18 protein-coding genes are annotated in these 19,692 nt (G+C 64.9%); 14 read left to right on the plus strand and 4 right to left on the minus strand.

Features of this window, described 5'->3' with window-relative positions:
- Window positions 1-116: 116 nt before the first annotated feature.
- The 9 genes from AC1DSJ_RS14625 to AC1DSJ_RS14665 all read left to right on the plus strand — a co-directional run bounded on the left by AC1DSJ_RS14625 (window position 117) and on the right by AC1DSJ_RS14665 (window position 9,882).
- The gene (locus AC1DSJ_RS14625) at window positions 117-1,385 is read left to right on the plus strand and encodes an amino acid deaminase (protein ID WP_427952037.1); all 1,269 of its coding nucleotides are present in this window, start codon (window positions 117-119) and stop codon (window positions 1,383-1,385) included.
- Between the two features lie 113 nt (window positions 1,386-1,498).
- Window positions 1,499-3,058, plus strand: a complete 1,560-nt coding sequence (locus AC1DSJ_RS14630) for an ABC transporter substrate-binding protein (RefSeq protein WP_054424364.1) — start codon at window positions 1,499-1,501, stop codon at window positions 3,056-3,058.
- Window positions 3,059-3,189: 131 nt separating this feature from the next.
- Window positions 3,190-4,131 carry an ABC transporter permease gene (locus AC1DSJ_RS14635; RefSeq protein ID WP_441370580.1) on the plus strand — a complete coding sequence of 314 codons (942 nt, stop codon included), beginning with the start codon at window positions 3,190-3,192 and terminating at the stop codon, window positions 4,129-4,131.
- Window position 4,132: 1 nt separating this feature from the next.
- A complete protein-coding gene (locus tag AC1DSJ_RS14640) occupies window positions 4,133-5,008 on the plus strand; it encodes an ABC transporter permease (protein ID WP_054424368.1) in 876 nt (291 codons plus the stop codon).
- A 2-nt stretch (window positions 5,009-5,010) separates the two neighbouring features.
- Window positions 5,011-6,018: an ABC transporter ATP-binding protein gene (locus tag AC1DSJ_RS14645; protein ID WP_054424370.1), complete on the plus strand. Its 1,008-nt coding sequence runs from the start codon at window positions 5,011-5,013 to the stop codon at window positions 6,016-6,018.
- Window positions 6,015-7,016 carry an ABC transporter ATP-binding protein gene (locus tag AC1DSJ_RS14650; RefSeq protein WP_441370579.1) on the plus strand — a complete coding sequence of 334 codons (1,002 nt, stop codon included), beginning with the start codon at window positions 6,015-6,017 and terminating at the stop codon, window positions 7,014-7,016. The genes AC1DSJ_RS14645 and AC1DSJ_RS14650 overlap by 4 nt, the downstream gene beginning before the upstream one ends.
- 39 nt (window positions 7,017-7,055) lie before the next feature.
- Entirely contained in the window at window positions 7,056-7,928 is an 873-nt protein-coding gene (locus tag AC1DSJ_RS14655; protein WP_441370578.1) for a MurR/RpiR family transcriptional regulator, read from the plus strand.
- 14 nt (window positions 7,929-7,942) lie between these two features.
- On the plus strand, window positions 7,943-9,433 hold the full coding sequence (locus AC1DSJ_RS14660) for an N-acyl-D-amino-acid deacylase family protein (protein WP_054424375.1): 1,491 nt from the start codon (window positions 7,943-7,945) through the stop codon (window positions 9,431-9,433).
- Window positions 9,434-9,444: 11 nt separating this feature from the next.
- On the plus strand, window positions 9,445-9,882 hold the full coding sequence (locus tag AC1DSJ_RS14665) for a RidA family protein (RefSeq protein WP_476760336.1): 438 nt from the start codon (window positions 9,445-9,447) through the stop codon (window positions 9,880-9,882).
- Between the two features lie 101 nt (window positions 9,883-9,983).
- Here the strand turns inward: AC1DSJ_RS14665 and lolA are convergent, their stop codons facing one another.
- Window positions 9,984-10,607, minus strand: a complete 624-nt coding sequence (gene lolA, locus AC1DSJ_RS14670) for an outer membrane lipoprotein chaperone LolA (RefSeq protein WP_476760340.1) — start codon at window positions 10,605-10,607, stop codon at window positions 9,984-9,986.
- Window positions 10,607-12,991, minus strand: a complete 2,385-nt coding sequence (locus AC1DSJ_RS14675) for a DNA translocase FtsK (RefSeq protein ID WP_156336646.1) — start codon at window positions 12,989-12,991, stop codon at window positions 10,607-10,609. The genes lolA and AC1DSJ_RS14675 overlap by 1 nt, the downstream gene beginning before the upstream one ends.
- 42 nt (window positions 12,992-13,033) lie before the next feature.
- Here AC1DSJ_RS14675 and trxB point away from each other — a divergent pair, with 42 nt between their 5' ends.
- The 5 genes from trxB (at window position 13,034) to AC1DSJ_RS14700 (ending at window position 16,813) form a co-directional block, all read left to right on the plus strand.
- Entirely contained in the window at window positions 13,034-13,993 is a 960-nt protein-coding gene (trxB, locus tag AC1DSJ_RS14680) for a thioredoxin-disulfide reductase (protein ID WP_175172172.1), read from the plus strand.
- Window positions 13,980-14,648, plus strand: a complete 669-nt coding sequence (locus AC1DSJ_RS14685; RefSeq protein WP_175172170.1) for a Smr/MutS family protein — start codon at window positions 13,980-13,982, stop codon at window positions 14,646-14,648. The genes trxB and AC1DSJ_RS14685 overlap by 14 nt, the downstream gene beginning before the upstream one ends.
- On the plus strand, window positions 14,645-14,974 hold the full coding sequence (locus AC1DSJ_RS14690; RefSeq protein WP_054424385.1) for a DMT family transporter: 330 nt from the start codon (window positions 14,645-14,647) through the stop codon (window positions 14,972-14,974). The genes AC1DSJ_RS14685 and AC1DSJ_RS14690 overlap by 4 nt, the downstream gene beginning before the upstream one ends.
- 92 nt (window positions 14,975-15,066) lie before the next feature.
- Window positions 15,067-15,699 (plus strand): hypothetical protein, encoded by a 633-nt coding sequence (locus AC1DSJ_RS14695; protein ID WP_441370577.1) that lies wholly within the window; start codon window positions 15,067-15,069, stop codon window positions 15,697-15,699.
- Window positions 15,686-16,813 carry a hypothetical protein gene (locus AC1DSJ_RS14700; RefSeq protein WP_441370576.1) on the plus strand — a complete coding sequence of 376 codons (1,128 nt, stop codon included), beginning with the start codon at window positions 15,686-15,688 and terminating at the stop codon, window positions 16,811-16,813. The genes AC1DSJ_RS14695 and AC1DSJ_RS14700 overlap by 14 nt, the downstream gene beginning before the upstream one ends.
- Here AC1DSJ_RS14700 and AC1DSJ_RS14705 read toward each other — a convergent pair.
- Together AC1DSJ_RS14705 and AC1DSJ_RS14710 are read right to left on the minus strand one after the other, a co-directional pair.
- Window positions 16,810-18,900, minus strand: coding sequence for a sodium:solute symporter family protein (locus AC1DSJ_RS14705; RefSeq protein WP_054424388.1), 2,091 nt, complete (start codon window positions 18,898-18,900; stop codon window positions 16,810-16,812). The two genes, AC1DSJ_RS14700 and AC1DSJ_RS14705, sit on opposite strands and share 4 nt — an antisense overlap.
- A complete protein-coding gene (locus AC1DSJ_RS14710; RefSeq protein WP_054424390.1) occupies window positions 18,900-19,226 on the minus strand; it encodes a DUF4212 domain-containing protein in 327 nt (108 codons plus the stop codon). The genes AC1DSJ_RS14705 and AC1DSJ_RS14710 overlap by 1 nt, the downstream gene beginning before the upstream one ends.
- Window positions 19,227-19,692: the final 466 nt, after the last annotated feature.

A 19,692-nucleotide genomic window follows, 5' to 3' on the forward strand; every position in this document is an offset into this window, starting at 1 on the left:
GCCACGTGGGCCGCCCTGTCGACTAGGGTAACTCCTAGCTCCCGCTTGTAAATTTCTTTCACGATAATGAAAAAAACGAACTTTGACGTAAATATTTTCCAAAGCAGGCGCCCACCATGACGAATTCTTCTTCCCCCGCAGCCTTGTTGGACGTGAATGGCAAAGGCCTGGGCGCGTTCCCCGAGTCCTGTACGACCGCGGGCGTGGCGGCCCTGAACTGGAACCTGCTGGACGAAGACGTCAGCCTGCCCGTCGCCGTGCTCTATGAAGCCCGCGTGCGCCACAACCTGCAATGGATGCAGCAGTTCATGGAGGCGTACCACGTCAAACTGGCGCCCCACGGCAAGACCACGATGAGCCCGGCGCTGTTCAAGCGCCAGATCGACAACGGCGCCTGGGGCATCACGCTGGCGACGGCTCCCCAAGTGCTGGCCGCCTATCAACACGGCATCCGCCGCGTGCTGATGGCCAACCAGCTGGTGGGCCGCGCCAACATGGCCATCATCGCCCGCCTGCTGCAAGACCCCGCCTTCACGTACTTCTGCATCGTCGATTCCCCCGCCAACGCCGCCCAACTGGGCGAGTTCTTCGGCGAGCAAGGCCTGACCCTGCCGGTGCTGATTGAACTGGGCCCCACCGGCGGACGCACCGGCGTGCGCGACGACGCCCAACTGCAAGCCGTGGTGGAAGAAATCGGCCGCTGGCCCGGATTGGCGTTGGCCGGCATTGAAGTCTACGAAGGAGTGTTGCAGGAAGAAGGCGCCATCCGCGCATTCCTGCGCCGCGCCACCGACGCCCTGCGCGGCCTGGCCACCGCCGGCCGCCTGCGCAAGAACGGCCCCGCCGTGATCTCGGGCGCCGGGTCGGCCTGGTTCGACGTCGTGGCCGAAGAATTCTCGCAGCTGGATATTGGCGCACCGCTGGAAGTGGTGCTGCGCCCGGGCTGCTACCTGTCGCACGATGTGGGCGTGTACCGCTCGGCCGCCGAACGCATCAACGCCCACAACCCCGTGGCGCAAAAAATGGAGCCGGGCCTGCTGCCCGCCTTGCAGGTCTGGGCCTACGTGCAGTCGCTGCCCGAACCCGGCCGCGCCATCATCGCAATGGGCAAGCGCGACGCCGCGTTTGACGCCGGACTGCCTACGCCCGCCCTGCACTACCGTCCGGGGCGAAGCGCCCCGGCCGACGCGAACCGCGCCTGGAAGCTGACCGCCATGATGGACCAGCACGCCTTCATGCAGATCGCCGACGGCGACGACATTCAAGTCGGCGACATGATCGCCTTCGATATCTCCCACCCCTGCCTGACGTTCGACAAGTGGCGCCAGGTCTTGCTGGTGGACGAGCAGTACCGCGTCACGGACGTGGCCGAAACCTTCTTCTGAACGCCCCCTGCCTGACGCATCGCGCCAGGCCCAAGGGGGCTGAATGACTTGGGAACCGGCGCTTACCTGATTTCACGCGACAACCTGTTTTTGACCCCTCTGGAGAGAGAATCATGAACTTCCGACCCTCCCGGCGAGGCGGCGGGCTGACCAGCCTGCTCGCGGCCGGCGCAATTGGCTTGACCGCAATGTCGTCCCCCGCCCTGAGTGCCACGCCGGTCAAGGGGGGCACGATTTCCGTCGCCACCATCGGTGAGCCGCCGACGCTTGACCCCATGACCAGCACCGCTGATCTGGTGGGCATCCTGACACAGCACTTCTTCGAAACGCTGTACACCTTCGACGCCAAGTGGAACCTGACTCCGCTGTTGGCCGACAAGATGCCGGACGTGACCCCCGACGGCCTGATCTACACGATTCCGCTGCGTCAGGGCATCACGTTCCATGACGGTTCGAAGATGGATTCGTCGGACGTGCTGGCCTCGTTGAAGCGCTGGACGGAAACCGCCACGCGCGGCAAGGGCGCCGCCAAGGTCATCCAGAGCATCGAAGCGCCTGACGCCAACACCATCCGCATCACGCTGAAGCAACCCTATGCGCCGCTGACCGCGCTGCTGGCGATGAACAACGCCGCCGCCGTCATCATGCCCAAGGGCAAGATCGCGCCGGTGCTGACCGAAATCGTCGGCACGGGGCCTTACCAACTGAAGGCGCGCGTGCCGGACCAGTACATCCAGCTGGTGCGTTTCGACGGCTACAAGCAACGCGAAGGCGAGCCCGACGGCTACGGCGGCGCACGCAAGCAATACCTGGACGAAATCCGTTTCGTGCCGGTCAGCAACGCCAACACCCGCTCGGAAGCCGCTGCCGCCGGCCAGTTCGACTACGTCGACTCGCTGCCCGTGGAAGCGCTGGAGAAGCTCAAGGGCGGCCGTTCCGACCCGGTGATGCTGAAGCCTTTCGGCTGGCCGCGCCTGGTGCTCAACACCAAGCAAGGCATCATGTCCAACCTGGCCGTGCGCCAGGCCGTGCAGCTGGCGCTGAATGAAGAAGACATGCTGTTTGCCGCGTTCGGCAACAAAGACTTCTACAAGCTGAACGGCGACCTGTATCCCGAAGGCTACCCGTGGGCCACGTCGCTGGGCGGCAAGGTCTACAACAAGGCCGACTCCGCCGCCGCCAAGAAACTTTTGGACAGCGCCAACGTCGCCGACAAGAAGATCCGCATCCTGACCAGCCAGCAGTACGAGTTCCATTACAAGATGGCGCTGGTGGCCGCGGAATACCTGAAGGCAGCCGGCTTCACGGTGGACATGCAGGTGGTGGATTGGGCCACGCTGACGCAACGCCGCCAAGACCCCGCCGTGTGGGACATCTTCATCACGCACAGTGTGTTCCTGCCGGAACCCGCGCTGATCGACTTCCCGTCCAAGGACGCGCCGGGCTGGTGGGACACGCCGCGCCGCGCCCAGGTGATGGACGCCTACAACCAGGCCCGCACGCAGGAAGAGCGCATCAAGCGCTGGGCCGACGTGCAGCAGGCCGTGTATGACGAAATCCCGTTCGTGAAGGTCGGCGATTTCAACGCCCAGGCTGCGCGCTCGCCCTCGCTGCAAGGCACCCAGCCCGCCCCGTGGCCGTTCTTCTGGAACGCCTGGAAAAGCCCTAAGTAAGGATGGGTAAAGCGCGGCAGCGCGGTCGCAAGAACAAGACCGCCCGCCGCGCCCCCCCATCGCTGGGAAGGGGCGTGCAGTAAGGCCCCCGTCCCTCATGCACTGATTGACGCTTCTATTAGGACATCATCGTGTTGCGTTATCTCTTAAACCGGCTGGTCGGGCTGGTGGCCGTGATGTTTATCGTCGCGACCATCGTGTTCGTCATCATCCGCGTCACGCCCGGCGATCCGGCTGCCGTGATGCTGGGTCCGCAAGCCAGCCAGCAGGACATCGCCGCGCTGCGCACGCAGCTGGGGCTGGACCAGCCCATGGCGCTGCAATACGTATCGTGGCTGGGCAAGCTCGTTCAAGGCGATCTGGGCCAGTCCATCTTCATGAACAAGCCCGTGCTCTCCGCACTGGCTGACCGCGCCGAACCCACGATTTTCCTGACGTTGATGTCGCTGCTTATCGCCAGCGCCATCGCGCTGCCGGTGGGCATTCTGTCCGCCGTCAAACGCGGCACCACGCTTGATCAGTCGGTGCTGTCGTTCTCGATGTTCACCTCCAGCGTGCCCAGCTTCTGGCTCGGCCTGCTGCTGATGCAGATTTTCTCGGTGAAGCTGGGCTGGCTGCCGGTGTCGGGCTATGGCGGCCCCGACGCGTCGCTGACCACGCGCCTTTCGCACCTGATTCTGCCCGCGGTGGTGCTGGGCCTGGTGAACTCCGCGCTGATCACCCGCTTCATCCGCGCCAGCATGCTGGACGTGCTGCGTGACGACTACGTGCGCACCGCGCGCGCCAAGGGCCTGCCGGAAAGCAAGGTCATCCTGAAGCACGCCGTGCGCAATGCGCTGATCCCCATCCTGACCGTGCTGGGCCTGACCACCGCGCTCTTGATCAGCGGCGCCGTCGTGACCGAAACCGTGTTCGGCCTGCCCGGCGTGGGCAGTCTGGTGGTGTCGGCGGTGCTGCGCCGCGACTACCCCGTCATCCAGGGCGCGCTGCTGATCATCGCGGCCATCTATGTCCTGATCAATTTGATCATCGATCTGCTGTACCTGCTGGTCGATCCCCGGGTGCGCTACTGATATGGCTATCGCAACTTCTCCCCAATCCGCCGGCGGCGCCGACCGCTGGCAGGTGCTGCGCCTCTTGGTGTCGCGCAAGACCGTGCTGCTGAGCCTGATCGTCATCATCGTGCTGGTGGCCGCCGCGCTGCTGGCGCCGTGGGTCAGCCCCTACGACCCGTTCAAGCTGTCCATCATGAACCGGCTGAAGGCGCCGGGCGCCGCGCACTGGTTCGGCACCGACGACTTCGGCCGCGACGTGTTCAGCCGCGTCATCTATGGCGGCCGCCTGTCGCTGATGGTGGGCTTTTCCGTGGTGGTCGTGTCCAGCGTGCTGGGCATTGCGCTGGGTCTTATCGCCGGGTTCTTCCGGTCGGCCGACAAGTTCGTGTCGCGCCTGATCGACGCCATGATGGCGTTTCCCGACATCCTGCTGGCGATCTCGCTGGTGGCCGCGCTGGGCCCGTCGCTGATCAACGTGGTGATTGCGCTGGGCATCGTCTACACGCCGCGCCTGGCCCGCATCGTGCGCGCCTCGACGCTGGTGATCCGCGAGCTGCCTTTCGTGGAAGCCGCCCGCGCGCTGGGCGTGCCCACGTGGCGCATCGTGACCGTGCACGTGCTGCGCAACCTGGTGTCGCCCATCCTGGTGCAAGGCACGTTCATCTTCGCCTACGCGATTCTGGCCGAAGCCGGCCTGTCGTTCCTGGGCGTGGGCGTTTCGCCCGACATTCCCACCTGGGGCACCATGATCAACGCCGGCCAGCAGTACATGGGCTCGGCGGACTGGATCATGATCTTCCCCGGTATCGCCATTGTGCTGTCCGTGCTGTCGCTGCAATTAGTGGGCGACGGGCTGCGCGACGTGCTCGACCCGCGCCTGCGCAAGGAGCTGTAATCATGACGGCAAGCACCCGAGACGTCGTGCTGTCCGTGGAAGGGTTGAAGACCTGGTTCCACAGCCGCGACGGCATCGCCAAATCCGTGGACGGCGTCACCTTCGACCTGGCTCGCGGCGAAACGCTGGCCATCGTCGGTGAATCCGGTTCCGGAAAATCCGTAACCAGCCTGTCCATCATGGGCCTGTTGCCCAAACCGGCGGGCCGCATCGAAGCCGGCAAGATCCTGTTTCGCGACCGCCAGGGCGTGCAGCATGATCTGGCCCACGCCACGCCCGCTACGCTGCAGAAAATCCGTGGCGCGGAAATCGCCATGATTTTCCAGGAGCCGATGACGAGCCTGAACCCGCTGTACACGGTGGGCGACCAGATCGCCGAAGCCGTGTTGCAGCACGAAGGCGGCTCGTATGCGGCGGCGCTCAAGCGCGCCCGCGAAATGCTGGAACGCGTGGAGATTCCCGCTGCCGACCGGCGCGTCAACGAATACCCGCACCAGATGTCGGGCGGCATGCGCCAACGCGTGATGATCGCGCTGGCGCTGGCCTGCAACCCGGCCGTGCTGATCGCCGACGAGCCCACCACCGCGCTGGACGTGACCGTGCAGGCGCAGATCCTGGACCTGCTGCGCCGGCTGCAGAAAGAGATGAACATGAGCATCCTGTTCATCACCCACAACCTGGGCGTGGTGGCCGAGATCGCGCATCGCGTGGCGGTAATGTACGCAGGCCGCGTGGTGGAAGACGCGGGCGTTTACGACCTGTTCGAAAAGCCCACGCACCCGTACACCCGCGGCCTGTTGTCGTGCCTGCCCACCGCTGCGCTGCTGGCCTCGGGCGAACGCCTGCGCGCCATTCCCGGCAACGTGCCCAGCGTGCTGTCGCTGCCGGCCGGCTGTACCTTCGCGCCGCGCTGCGAGCTGGCGGCCGACGACTGCCGCGCCGCCGTGCCGGAACTGGTCACGGTACAACCCGAACATCGCGCCCGCTGCATCAAGGTGAACCCGATATGACGAGCCCTCAAGTGACCGTGCGCGCCGAAGCGCCGCTGGTCCGCATCGAAGACCTGAAAGTGCATTTCCCGACCTCGCAGGCGCGCCATGCGCCCGTCGTTCGGGCGGTGGACGGCGTCAGCTTCGACGTACCCAGAAACACTATCGTCGGCCTGGTGGGTGAATCTGGCTCCGGCAAGACAACGACGGGCCGCGCGCTGCTGCGCCTGTTTGCGCCCACTGCCGGCCGCATTGAGTTCGATGGCCAAGACATCACCAAGCTGAATGAAAGGCAGATGCTGCCGTGGCGCCGCCGCATGCAGATCGTGTTCCAGGACCCGTATGCCAGCCTGAACCCCCGCATGACGGTGGCCGAGATTCTGGGCGAGGCGCTGGACACGCACAAGCTTGCGCAGCACCGGCGGTCGGCCCGCATCGGCGAACTGCTGGAACGCGTGGGCCTGAACGCCGATCATAGCCGCCGCTATCCGCACGAGTTTTCGGGCGGCCAGCGCCAGCGCATCGGCATCGCCCGCGCGCTGGCGGTCGAACCCGACTTCATCGTGGCCGACGAACCGGTGTCGGCGCTGGACGTGTCAGTGCAGGCGCAGGTGCTGAACCTGTTGCAGGACTTGCAGCGCGATCTGGGGCTGACGATGCTGTTCGTCGCGCATGATCTGGCGGTGGTGGATTACCTGTGCGATGACGTCGTCGTGATGTATCTGGGCCGCGTGATGGAGCGCGGCCCCACCAGCGAGGTGTACGCCCGCCCCCGCCATCCCTATACTCGCGCGCTGCTGTCTGCCGCGCCGGTGCCGGACCCGCGTGCGCCGCGCTCGCGTATTCTGCTGAAAGGCGACATCCCCAGCCCGATCAATCCGCCGTCCGGTTGCGTGTTCCGCACGCGCTGCCCGCACGCCATTGACGCCTGCGCCACGATCGAAGCGCAAGCTGTCAGCGTCGGCCCGGGCCACTACGTGGCCTGTTCGCGCATCGGCGACCCCGAGCTGGCGGCCTGACGCCGGCCAGCCCTGCCCGACTCGACCCAGGAATTTCACATGAACATCATCCGCGACATCGTCTTCCAGATACGCAGTCGGCGGGACGCATTGAGCGTGACCGAACGCAAGGTCGCTGACGCCATTCTGGACGACATCATGTGGGGCGCCAGCGCCACCGTTGACCAGTTGGCCACCAAGGCGGGCGTCAGCATCGCCACGATCTCGCGCTTTGCGCGCACGGTCGGCTGCTACGACACGCGCGACCTGAAGATGAAGCTGGCGCAGGCCAGCACGGTGGGCAGCCGCTTTCTGGACCCGAGCGCGCCCGCCGAGGAAAGCACCTTCTACGCCCGCATCTACGCCGACATCGAAAGCACGCTGCGCGCGCATCTGCCCACTTTTACCGAGTCGTTGTTCGAGCAAGCCTGCGCCATGATTGACGGCGCCCGCATGATCTACGTGTTCGGCATGGGCGGCGCGTCCGCCGTGCTGGCGCAGGAAGTGCAGTCGCGCCTGGTGCGGCTGGGCTACCCCATCGCCGTCTACAGCGACGCCGTGCTGTTGCGCATGGTGGCCGCCACCCTGGACGAGCGCGATGCGGTGCTGGTGCTGTCGGCTTCGGGCCTGACGCCGGAAATCGTGGGCGCGGCGCGCATCGTCAAGCAGTACCGCGCGCGTCTTGTCGCCATCACCGACGCATCGTCGGAACTGGCCAAGCTGGCCGACGTGGTGTTGCCGATACGCACCGACGAAACCGACTTCATCTACAAACCCTCGGCATCGCGCTACGCGATGATGCTGGCCATTGACTTGTTGTCTACCGAACTGGCCATGCTGAACCAAGAGGAAAACCGCGAACGCCTACGCCGCATCAAGCTGGCGCTGGACGAACACCGCGGCGGCCCCAACCGTTTGCCGCTGGGCGATTGAACCTGGAACCCAAGATGTATGACACCCTCATAGGCAACGTCCGAGTCCTGGACGGCACGGGCGGCCCCGAGTACCGCGCCAGCGTGGCGCTGGCCAATGGCCGCATCGCCGCCATTGGCGACCTGCCGGGCGCGCACGCCCGCCACATCGTCGACGGCACCGACCTGGCGCTCGCCCCCGGCTTCATCGACGTGCATACGCATGACGACACCAACGTCATCCGCACGCCGGGCATGCTGCCCAAGCTGTCGCAAGGCGTGACGACGGTGGTGGTGGGCAACTGCGGCATCAGCGCCTCGCCCGTGTCGCTGCGCGCCGACCCGCCAGACCCAATGAACCTGCTGGGCGGCCGCAAGGATTTCAACTACCCCACGTTCGCCGACTACACCCGCGCCATCGAAGCCGCGCAGCCCGCCGTGAACGTGGCCGCGCTGGTCGGCCACACGGCGCTGCGCAGCAACCACATGGACCGCCTGGACCGCGCCGCCACGCAAGACGAAGTGCTGGCGATGCGCGAGCAACTGCGAGACGCGCTGGCGCATGGCGCGATCGGGCTCAGCACGGGCCTGGCGTATGCGTCCGCCATTGAGGCCGACACCGCCGAGGTCAAGCTGCTGGCCGAAGCGCTGGACGAATTCGGCGCGCTCTACACCACGCACCTGCGCTCGGAATTTGCCGCCATCCTGGAAGCCATGCAGGAAGCGTTCGACATTGCCCAGCATGCACGCGTGCCGGTGGTGGTGTCGCACCTCAAATGCGCGGGCGCGGGCAACTGGGGCCGCACGAAGGAAGTGCTGTTCACGCTTGAAAGCGCCGGCCGCCTGCAACACGTGGGTTGTGACTGCTATCCGTATTCCGCCAGCTCGTCGACGCTGGACTTGAAGCAGGTCACCGACGAATTCGACATCGACATCACTTGGTCCGTGCCGCATCCAGAGCAGGCCCGCCGCAAGCTGGCCGACATTGCCGCCGAATGGGGCGTGAGCCTGCTGGACGCGGCCAAGCGTTTGCAGCCCGCGGGCGCCGTGTATCACAACATGCACGAAGACGATGTGCGCCGCGTGCTGTCGCACCCGCTAACGATGGTGGGTTCCGACGGCCTGCCCAACGATCCGATGCCGCACCCCCGCCTGTGGGGCGCGTTCCCGCGCGTGCTGGGCCATTACAGCCGCGATGTGGGCTTGTTTCCGCTGATTCAGGCCGTCCACAAGATGACCGGGCTGTCCGCCGCCCGTTTCGGTTTGGCTGAACGCGGCCTGGTGCGCGAGGGCTATCACGCCGACCTGGTGCTGTTCAATCCCGACACCGTCATCGACCGCGCCACCTTCGCCGCCCCCGTACAAACGGCCGCCGGCATCGAAGCCGTGTGGGTCAATGGCGCACTCTCTTATCACCACGGGCAACCCACCGGCGACCGCGCTGGCCGCTGGCTGCCGCGCAGTGGCGATCTGCGCGCGGGCTTTGCCGCAGCAAATCCGCTGACGCCCGCCCCCCAAACACCCTAAGGAGCCTATCCATGAGCAATGCCCCCACCCCCGACAACAATGGCATCACCCGCTACGGCGTGGCCGGCGGCACCGGCCAGGGCGGATCGCACATGCCGTTTGCGCGCGCGGTTGCGGCCGACGGCTGGCTGYACGTGTCTGGCCAGGTGCCGATGGAAAACGGTGAAGTGATTGAAGGCGGCACGGTTGCCCAGTGCCATAAAGCCATTCAGCAGTTGCTGGCGATCTTGAAGGAAGCCGGCTACGGCCCGGAACACGTGGTGCGTTGCGGCGTCTGGCTGGACGACGCCCGCGATTTCCCGTCGTTCAACAAGGTATTCAAGGAATACTTCGGCGAAAACCCGCCGGCACGCGCCTGCGTGCAGTCCAGTTTGATGGTGGACGCTAAAGTTGAGATTGATTGCGTGGCGTATAAGCGCCCCCACGCCGCGCCCACTTCCGTGGGCTAGCTGCCCCCGAGGGGGCTCTTTCCCCTTGGGGCGGCCCGGCGGGGAAAGGCGCCTGGATCACGTCCGAAAAAAAGCCCGGTGAATTCACCGGGCCTTTCTTTTTACATCTTCACCACATCCACCCCCTTGGGCGCGACGAACTGGAATTCCTTCGCCGGCAAGGACGGGTTCGCGGCGATGGATGACAAGTCCACGCGCGTCGTCTGCCCGAAAGAATCCAGCAGTTCCACGCGCACGGGCAGGTTGTCTTTCATGCCGATATCCACGCGCGAAAAGCCGGCGTCCGCCGTGCGCGGTTTGGCGCGCAGCCATTCCACGCCGTCCTTGGACGGCAAGGCGGTAACGTCGAACGACTGCTCAAGCGAACCGGAGCCAAACAGGATGGCGGCGGGCGACGTGCCGATGGCGGCGTCTACCTTGCGCTCGGTGACCTGAGCCAGATCGGGGTCAAACTGATACACCGTGCGGCCGTCAGAGATAACCTGCTGTTCGTAAGGCTTCTGCACCGCCCACTTGAACTTGCCAGGGCGCTGGAACGAGAACACGYCCGTCTGGGCGGGTTGCGTACGGCCTTGGGTATTCACCGTGTATTGCGAGAACGAACCCGTCGCCGCGGAGACCGTGGCGACGAAGGCCTTCAACTGTTCTTGCGCGCTGGCGGCGAACGTCAGTGCGGGCGCCAGGCTCAGGGCTGCGACTACGGCCAGGCGGCGAAACGTCTTCATCATGCTTCCTCTCGGGCGGCGGCTGCCGCGGGGACCAGAATTTCGCGGTTGCCATTGGACTGCATCGCCGACACCATACCCGATTGCTCCATCTGCTCGAGTAACCGGGCCGCACGGTTGTAACCGATGCGCAGGTGACGTTGCACCAGCGAAATCGACGCGCGGCGGTGCTTGAGCACCACTTCACAAGCCTGGTCGTACATCGGGTCGGACTCGGCGTCGCCACCGATGCCGGTGACGCTGCTGGCGCCTTCGCCGTTATCGCCTTCGACGCCGCCTTCCAGCAGGCCTTCGATGTAGTTCGGTTCGCCCTGCGCCTTCAGGTTTTCCACCACGCGGTGGACTTCGTCGTCGCTGCAGAACGCACCGTGCACGCGCACCGGCAGGCCAGTGCCAGGCGGCATGTAAAGCATGTCGCCCTGACCCAGCAGGGTCTCGGCGCCCATCTGATCAAGAATGGTGCGGGAGTCGATCTTGGACGACACCTGGAACGCGATACGCGTCGGGATGTTGGCCTTGATCAAGCCCGTGATGACGTCCACGCTGGGGCGTTGCGTGGCCAGGATCAGGTGGATACCGGCGGCGCGCGCCTTCTGCGCCAGACGGGCGATGAGCTCTTCGATCTTCTTGCCCACCACCATCATCAGGTCAGCCAATTCGTCGATGACCACCACAATGGTGGGCAAGGGCGACAGCGGCTCGGGCTGATCCGGCGTCAGCGAGAACGGGTTCGGAATCGGTTCCTCGCGCTTGATGGCGTCGCGGATCTTGGTGTTGTAGCCCGCCAGATTGCGCACGCCCATCTTGCTCATCAGGCGATAGCGCTTTTCCATTTCGCCCACGCACCAGTTCAGCGCGTTGGACGCCTGGCGCATGTCGGTGACCACCGGCGCCAGCAGGTGCGGGATGCCTTCGTAGACGCTCATTTCCAGCATCTTCGGGTCAATCAGGATCAGGCGGGTATGGGACGCGTCGGCCTTGTACAGCAAGGACAGGATCATGGCGTTGATCCCCACCGACTTGCCGGAACCGGTCGTACCGGCCACCAGCAAGTGGGGCATCTTGGCCAGATCGGCCACCACCGGATTGCCGGCGATGTCCTTGCCCAGCGCCATCGTCACGACCGAATGGCTGGCGTGATAGGTCTGCGAACCCAGAATTTCGGACAAACGCACCATCTGGCGGCGCGGGTTTGGCAGTTCCAGGCCCATCAGGTTCTTGCCCGGAATGGTTTCAACCACCCGGATGCTGACCAGGCTCAGCGCGCGCGCCAAGTCCTTGGCCAGGTTGACGATCTGGCTGCCCTTCACGCCGGTGGCGGGCTCGATTTCATAGCGCGTGATGACCGGGCCGGCCTGCGCCGCCACCACAGTGACGGACACGCCGAAGTCGGCCAGCTTCTTTTCGATCAGGCGCGAGGTGAATTCGATGGTTTCCGCCGACACCGTTTCCTGGTTGGTCAGCGGTGGGTCCAGCAGGCTGATGGCAGGCAGGTCGCCTTCGGTGCCGCCCGCAGGCGCGAAGAACAGCGACTGCTGCTTTTCCTTTTCAACCCGTTCGGACTTCGGCACGACGGTAATGGCGGGTTCGATGCGCACCGGCTGTTCATGCACCAGCTTTTCCTGCTTGGCCACGACTTGTTCCGTACGCACGGCTTTCGCCACCTCGCCAACCTTGCGGTCTTCGCGGGCAGCGTAGGAATTGCGGACGCGGCGCACCAGGCCTTCCATCCACGACCCCACGCGCTCGGCGACAGCCAGCCACGAGAACGAGAAAAACAGGCTCAGGCCGATGGCCAGCATGACCAGGAAGGCCAGCGTGCTGCCGGTGAAACCGATGCTGCGGCTGATCAGGTCGGCCAGCGTGTGGCCGATGACGCCGCCTGCGCCGCTGGCAGTTTCAGACGCGCCGGGCAGATGGGTGCCGCGGCTGGCCAAGCGCAGGGCTTCCATACCCAGCGACCCCAGCAGCAACAGAAAGAAGCCTATGCCCTCTTCCCAGTGGACGCGCGGCAACACTTCCGGTTGTTTACTATTAGTTACCTTGAGCTGGCTGGCCAGGCGCCGGTAGCCGGCGCGCACGCGGTGCAGCAGCAGGACGACCCACCACCAGGCCGAGAAGCCAAAGAGATAGAGCAGGATGTCTGCCAGATAGGCACCTAGCCGCCCCCCATGGTTGCGCACGACGTCGCCGGGCACGGAGTGCGACCAGCCAGGGTCGGACGCGCTCCAGGTGGCCAGCACCAGGGTGAGCCAGGCCGCCAGGGCGGCAAATAGAATCCAGCGGGCTTCGCGCAGCAACGCAGAAATACGCGTCTGTAGCGGCGAAGGTCCGTTGCGGGTGTTGCGCGAGGCGCGCGGAGAAGCAGTCGAGATACGCGGCATGCGGCTCATTATAATTGGGCGTTAACCTAAAGATACCCGCCCATGTCCACGCCCAAGCACGCTAAAGTTTTGATACTCGGTTCCGGCCCTGCCGGTTACACGGCGGCCGTCTATGCGGCACGCGCAAATCTGAGCCCTGTTCTTGTTACAGGTCTGGCCCAAGGCGGCCAGCTCATGACCACCACGGACGTCGACAACTGGCCGGCCGACGCAGATGGCGTCCAGGGTCCGGACCTGATGCAGCGCTTCCAGAAGCACGCCGAACGCTTCAACACCGAGATGCTGTTTGACCATATCGCCAAGGTCGACCTGTCCAAGCGTCCGTTCACGCTGACCGGCGACACCGGCAAGATCTACACCTGCGACGCCCTCATCATCGCCACGGGCGCATCGGCCAAATACCTGGGCCTGCCGTCCGAACAGTCCTTCATGGGCCGCGGTGTGTCCGGCTGCGCCACTTGCGACGGTTTCTTCTACCGCAACCAGGACGTCGTCGTCGTTGGCGGCGGCAATACGGCCGTCGAAGAAGCCCTGTACCTGTCCAACATCTGCCGCAAAGTCACCCTGATCCATCGCCGCGACAAGTTCCGCGCCGAGCCCATCCTGGTCGACAAGCTGATGAGCAAAGTCGAGAACGGCAACATGGAACTGAAGACGTTCCATACGCTGGAAGAAGTGCTGGGCGACGACAGCGGTGTAACGGGCGTGCGCGTACGCCACGTGGACACTGGCGTCACCGAAGACATGGCGGTGACCGGCGCCTTCATCGCGATCGGCCACCAGCCCAACACGGAAATCTTCCAGGGCCAGCTGGAAATGAAGGATGGCTACATCGTCACCAAGAGCGGTTTGTCCGGCATGGCCACGATGACCTCCGTGCCTGGCGTGTTCGCCGCCGGCGACGTGCAGGACCACGTCTACCGCCAAGCCATCACCAGCGCCGGCACGGGCTGCATGGCCGCTCTGGACGCTCAACGGTGGTTGGAGAATGCGGGGCAGTAAGGTCGGCCTGGCCGACCTGAAACGCCTGAAGAAAGACCTGCAAGCCGAACGTGAACGCGAAGCGCTCGCCAAGCGGGTCGCCGTACTGAAGAAGCCGGAAAGCGCGCCCATGGACGACATGGCGGCTTTCCAGCGCACGATGAAGTCCGTCACGCCGATCAAACACGCCGCCCGGGTGGAGCACAAGCCCGTGGAGGAACCTGCTCCGGCGCTGCGCCGCGCCAACGCGCTGGGGGAAACCCCGTCGCGCGCGGATGCCGGCGTGTCGGATGGCGGAGAGATCACGCACCTGTTGTCCGAAGGCGGCACCGCGTTTGTGCGCAACGACGCCGCGCCCGACACCGCCCGCAACTTGCGGCGCGGCCAATGGCGCGCGGGCGCGGAGCTGGATCTGCACGGACTGCGCGTCGAGCAGGCGCGCCATGCGCTGCTGTCGTTTCTGGATGAATGCCAGGAACACGGCATCCGCTGCGTGCGCATCGTGCACGGCAAGGGCTATGGCTCGGAAGGGCTGGAGCCGGTGCTGAAAGACAAGGCGCGCACCTGGCTGGTGCAAAAGTCAGAAGTCCTGGCGTTTTCCGAAGCGCCCGAACGCGAAGGCGGCGCGGGCGCGCTGCTGGTGCTGTTGCGGCAATCCGAAGGAATGCGCAAATGAAATGGCTCTACCTGGGCGTGGCGATCATCGCCGAGATTTTCGCCACCAGCGCGCTGAAGGGTTCCGAAGGCTTCACCCGCCTAGTGCCGTCCATCATCACGGTGTTCGGCTATCTGATCTCGTTCTACTTCCTGTCGCTGACGCTGCGTGAAATCCCGGTGGGCATTGCCTACGCCATCTGGTCCGGCGTGGGCATCGTGCTGATTTCCATCGTCGGCGCCGTGCTGTTCAAGCAGCACCTGGACACGCCGGCGCTGATCGGCATCGGCCTCATCATCGCCGGCGTGGTGGTGATGAACGTGTTCTCGAAATCGGTCTCGCATTGACCGCGCCGGCCGTGGGGCTGCTACGGTTGCTGTCTTGGCGCGGGCTGGCGGCAGGGTCTGTGCGGCGACTGCCGTGGCGCAGGTGGGCAGCGTTGCTGTCAAGGCGCGGGCTGGCGTCGGGTTTCTGCCTGCCCTTTTTCCTGCCCTTTTTCCTGCTCTTTGCACTGGCCGGCAACGCCACGGCGCAGGACTTCAACCGCGCCGCCGAACTCAAACGCTACCGTGCGTGGCTGCATGATTTCACGCAGGACCTGGACACGCTGGCCGCCTCGCGCCGCCCGCTGACCGACGCGCAGCTGGACGCGATGTTCGCGCGCACGGTGGTGCCGGGGTCTCGCGGCGCAAGCTTCATCCGCCAGACATTCGCCAGCCGCGGCAGCGATGGCGCCTACTTTCCCCAGCCTGGCCCGCGCACGCTATTCCTGGGCGTGCTGGAAAGCGGCATCCCGGCAGGCCAAGGCGGCCGGTATCCCGAGACAGACCCCACGCTGGACGCCGTGCCGCTCACCGTCTGGTATCTGCATGTGGATGTGGGCGACATGACCAACACCTATCTGCTGTCCTCCAAGCACTTCACGCCTTACCGGCTGCCCCCCGCCGGCAAACTGGAACGCAATGCCTACCCCTTCCTGCTGATGGACACGCGCGACGGCGGCTTGCGCCTGGGCGGGGTCAGCAGCGAACTCTGGGGCCTGATCGCCTACTTGCACAATGCCGCTCGCTGATTCCACCCTGCGCCTGCTGGTGCTGAGCGCCCTGTCGATGGCCCCCAGCTGGGCGCATGCGCTGTGCCAACCCATGGCCGCGACCGGCCAGCGGGAAACCATCGTCACCAACGTGAAGTTGAGCGAAACCAACACGCTGTTGGCGCTGGACGGGTCGCGCATCCGCAGTTGGGAAGCTCCGGTGGACGTGGAAACCGGGCCGCGCGCCACGCCGGTCATCTGGGCCGAACGCGTGGATTGGTCGGTGTACGCCGCCGAGCCGGATGCCCGCATCGGCCCCACCGTGCTGCGTTTCGAGCGCGGCGCGGATGGCGTCAAGCACCTGTGCGGCATCGCCGAATACGACGCCCGCACGCTGAACGACGCTCAAGCCTCGCGCCAAAAGACGCTGCCCAAGCCCGACAACGAAACTCGCTTCCAGTATGACGACAAGGCCCGGCTGATCGGCGTTGAGCTGCGCTCGTATGCGGCCAGCGGCAAGCCCAATGCATCGCTCTACACCTGCCTGCGCTATGACCGCAATGGCTGGCTGGCCGAACGCAGCGCCAACGCGTGCAGCGAAGCGTCGCAGCCCTTGGCCCGCTACGTGCACGACGACAGCGGCCGCCTGCTGCGCACGATTGCCTATGTGGAAAAGCAAGGCGATGCGCGGGAAGTGACCACATTTGATGTGCACGGCAAGCCCGCCCAACGCTATGAACGGCAACGGCTGGGTTGGGAAAACGAACAGCTCGCGCTTGGGCTGCCCTATCAGGTGCGCCCGTCTGAATTTGCCGTGCTGGTGCTGCCCGGGCCGAATTGGGCCGCGCCTGCGATGGAGTCGTATCACTACGATTGGGCCATCGTTCACCCCCAGGACGGCGACGTCTATGCCGCCAAGCGGAACCCCGCCGCCGTGCTTGCCAGCGGCAACAGCGGTAACGACGGCCGGTTCACGCTAAGCCCTGCGCAACGCCAACGCGTGTGGGAAGCCGCCGGCCAAACGCCCGGCAGCGTGCAATGGCTGTGGGCGCCGGGTCAGATTTATACGCTGCTGCAAACCGTGCCCAAGGCCACCTGGGCGGCCTGCACCGACCCGGAAAACCGCCAGCCCGACGCCTGCGAATCCCGCTAGGCTTTTTCGGCGGGCGGCCGGGGCGCGCCCGGATGACGCAGATAGTCCACCAGCGCCAGCGTGGCGCGGTCGGGCGGCGGCGTCAGCAAAGACACGACAATGATCGTCAGAAACGCCACCGGCGCGCCGAACACGCCCGCCGCAATCGGCTGAATGCCCCACCACAAATCCACCGGCTGCGTGCGCGAAATGCCCAGCACCCATTCGCGCAGCCACGGGTGCGTGTGCGTCATATAGGCGAACGTCACCAACAGGCCCGCCGCCATGCCCAAGGTGGCGCCCCACTTGTTGGCGCGCCGCCAGAATACGCCCATGACCAGTGCTGGGAAAAATGACGACGCCGCAAAAGAGAACGCCGCCGACACCATAAAGAGGATGTCCGCCGGTTTGCGCGCCGCCACCCAGGCCGCGCCAAACGCCACGACCAGCAGCAGAATTTTCGACACCATCACCCGGCGCGCGGCCGACATGCGCGGCGACACCATCCGGTACCACATGTCATGCGACAAGGAATTCGACAAGGTCAGCAGCAGGCCGTCTGCGGTAGACAGCGCCGCCGCCAGGCCTCCCGCCGCCACCAGCCCTGAAATCACATAGGGCAGCCCGCCAATTTCGGGCATGGCCAGCACCACCACATCGGCCCCCATGCTGATCTCGCTTAACTGCACGACGCCGTCGCGGTTGATGTCGGTGACGTCCAGCAGGTTGCTGTCGACCGCGCTCCATGCGTGTACCCAGTTGGGCAGGCTCAGGAAATTTGAGCCCACCACCTGTGTGTAAACCTCGTACTTCACGAGCAGCGCCAGCGCGGGCGCCATGAAGTACAGCAGCAGAATGAACAGCAGCGACCAGCACACCGATTTGCGCGCCTCGATGACCGAGGGCGTGGTGTAGGACCGCATCAGAATGTGCGGCATGCCTGCCGTGCCCAGCATCAGGCACAACACCAGCGCCAGGAAGTTGATGCGCATATTGCGCCGCTCTTCCGCATCTTTGGCGGGAAACGGCTCTGCGTGCGGCGTGGGCGGCGCGGCCCGCGCTTCAAACGTGGCGCGCGCCTGCGACCACACCACGCGCGCATCTTCCACGCTGGCGGGGTACGCGGCCAGCTCACGTTCGGCCGAGCGAATCTCGACCATGGGCGCATCCGACGCATTCAGTTGCGCAAGGCGGCTGCGTAGCTTGTCCTTTTCCAGCGTCCACGATTCCGGCAGGGTGTCGACACGCTTGGCCATTTGATCGGCATGCTGCTGCCACAGCCGGCGCACTTCGATTTCCGACGGATCGTTTTGCAGGTAGATCTCTTTTTCGGTGACCTGTTGCAGCACCACGCCCGCCGACAGTTGCGGCACCGGCATATTGGTGTGCTTCACCGACAACCACACCACCGGCACCAGATACGCGATGACCAGAATGATGTATTGCCCGACCTGCGTCCACGTCACCGCGCGCATCCCGCCCAGGAACGAGCAAACCAGCATGCCGCCCAACGCCACGAAAATGCCCAGCTCGAACGAGATGCCCGTCATGCGCGTGGTGATGATGCCCACGCCGTAGATCTGCGCGACCAGATACGTGAACGAACACAGAATGGCGCACGCCACGCCCGCCAGGCGCGGCATGTTGCCGCCGTAGCGCGCACCCATGAAATCGGGGATGGTGTATTGCCCAAAGCGCCGCAAGTACGGCGCCAACAGCATGGCGACCAGCACGTAGCCGCCCGTCCAGCCCATGATGTAGGCCAGCCCGCCGTAGCCCGTCAGGTACAGCGTGCCCGCAACCCCGATGAACGACGCCACCGACATCCAGTCGGCGGCGGTCGCCATGCCGTTGTAGATGGCAGGCACGCGCCGGCCCGCGACGTAGTATTCGACCTGGTCTGACGTGCGGCAAACAATGCCGATGCCCGCATACAGGCTGACCGTAACCAGCAGGAACACATAGCCGATCCAGTTGCGCGGCATGCCCAGGATTTCGGCCAGCGCCATCAGCAGGATCATCAGCGCGAAGCCCGCCGTGTACAGCACATAGATACGGCGCAGGCGGATCTTGAATTCCTGGGGGGTGTCTCCGCTGAAAAACGGCATCAGCGGCCCCCCGCGTTGTCATCGCGATACGGGTCGCGGGTGGCATCGAAGCCCGTTTCGGCGCCCGCTTCGGCACGCTCGTCTGCGCGGTTCATGGTGCGGGCGTAGATGGCGATGATGATCAGGTAGGCCAGCGGCGCGCCGTAGGCGGCCATCCAGAAGGCAAAGGGCCAGCCGATGAAATTAAACGTCAGGCTGCGCGCGAAGAAGGCGGGCACGAACGTCAGCGCCGCCCAGACGACAAGCAGCAACGCAATCAGCCGCAAGTTGCGGCGCCAATAGGGGGTGGGTGCGGACTCAGAGGGAGATGCGCGGGATTTCGGCATAGCTAGGATGTTTTCAGACCCTGCCTGGATAGCGCGAAACGCTGCGTCTGAAAAGCCCTTGCTGATGAAATACAGGCTTTTTATGCGACAACGGCTGGCACTGCCTGGTGCCAGCCGTTGTGCGTTTTGCTTTTTTTGAGTACTGCTTTACTTTTTTTATGTACCGGTGCCGCCGGTATTTGCCCATGCAGGGCTTTGTCTCCTCACCTGCATGGGAAGAGATTCTGCACCAAGTGCGGGAATGCCACACTAGGGGAATGCCCTAAGACGGAGCATTCATTTACATATTCCTTGCACCATATCGGTGCTAATTGACCACAAAGTTCTAAATATTGGGATTTTTTGGCCAAAAAGCCCGAATTGAGCCGAATTCAGAAATCCCGCCGATCCCGAAATATGACAGCCGCCATCGCGTAATGCCCGGAATCGGGCGGCCCTGAGTTGGGGCGGCCCGGCCCCTCGGAGG

This window comes from Achromobacter sp. 01N37, from assembly GCF_056399725.1.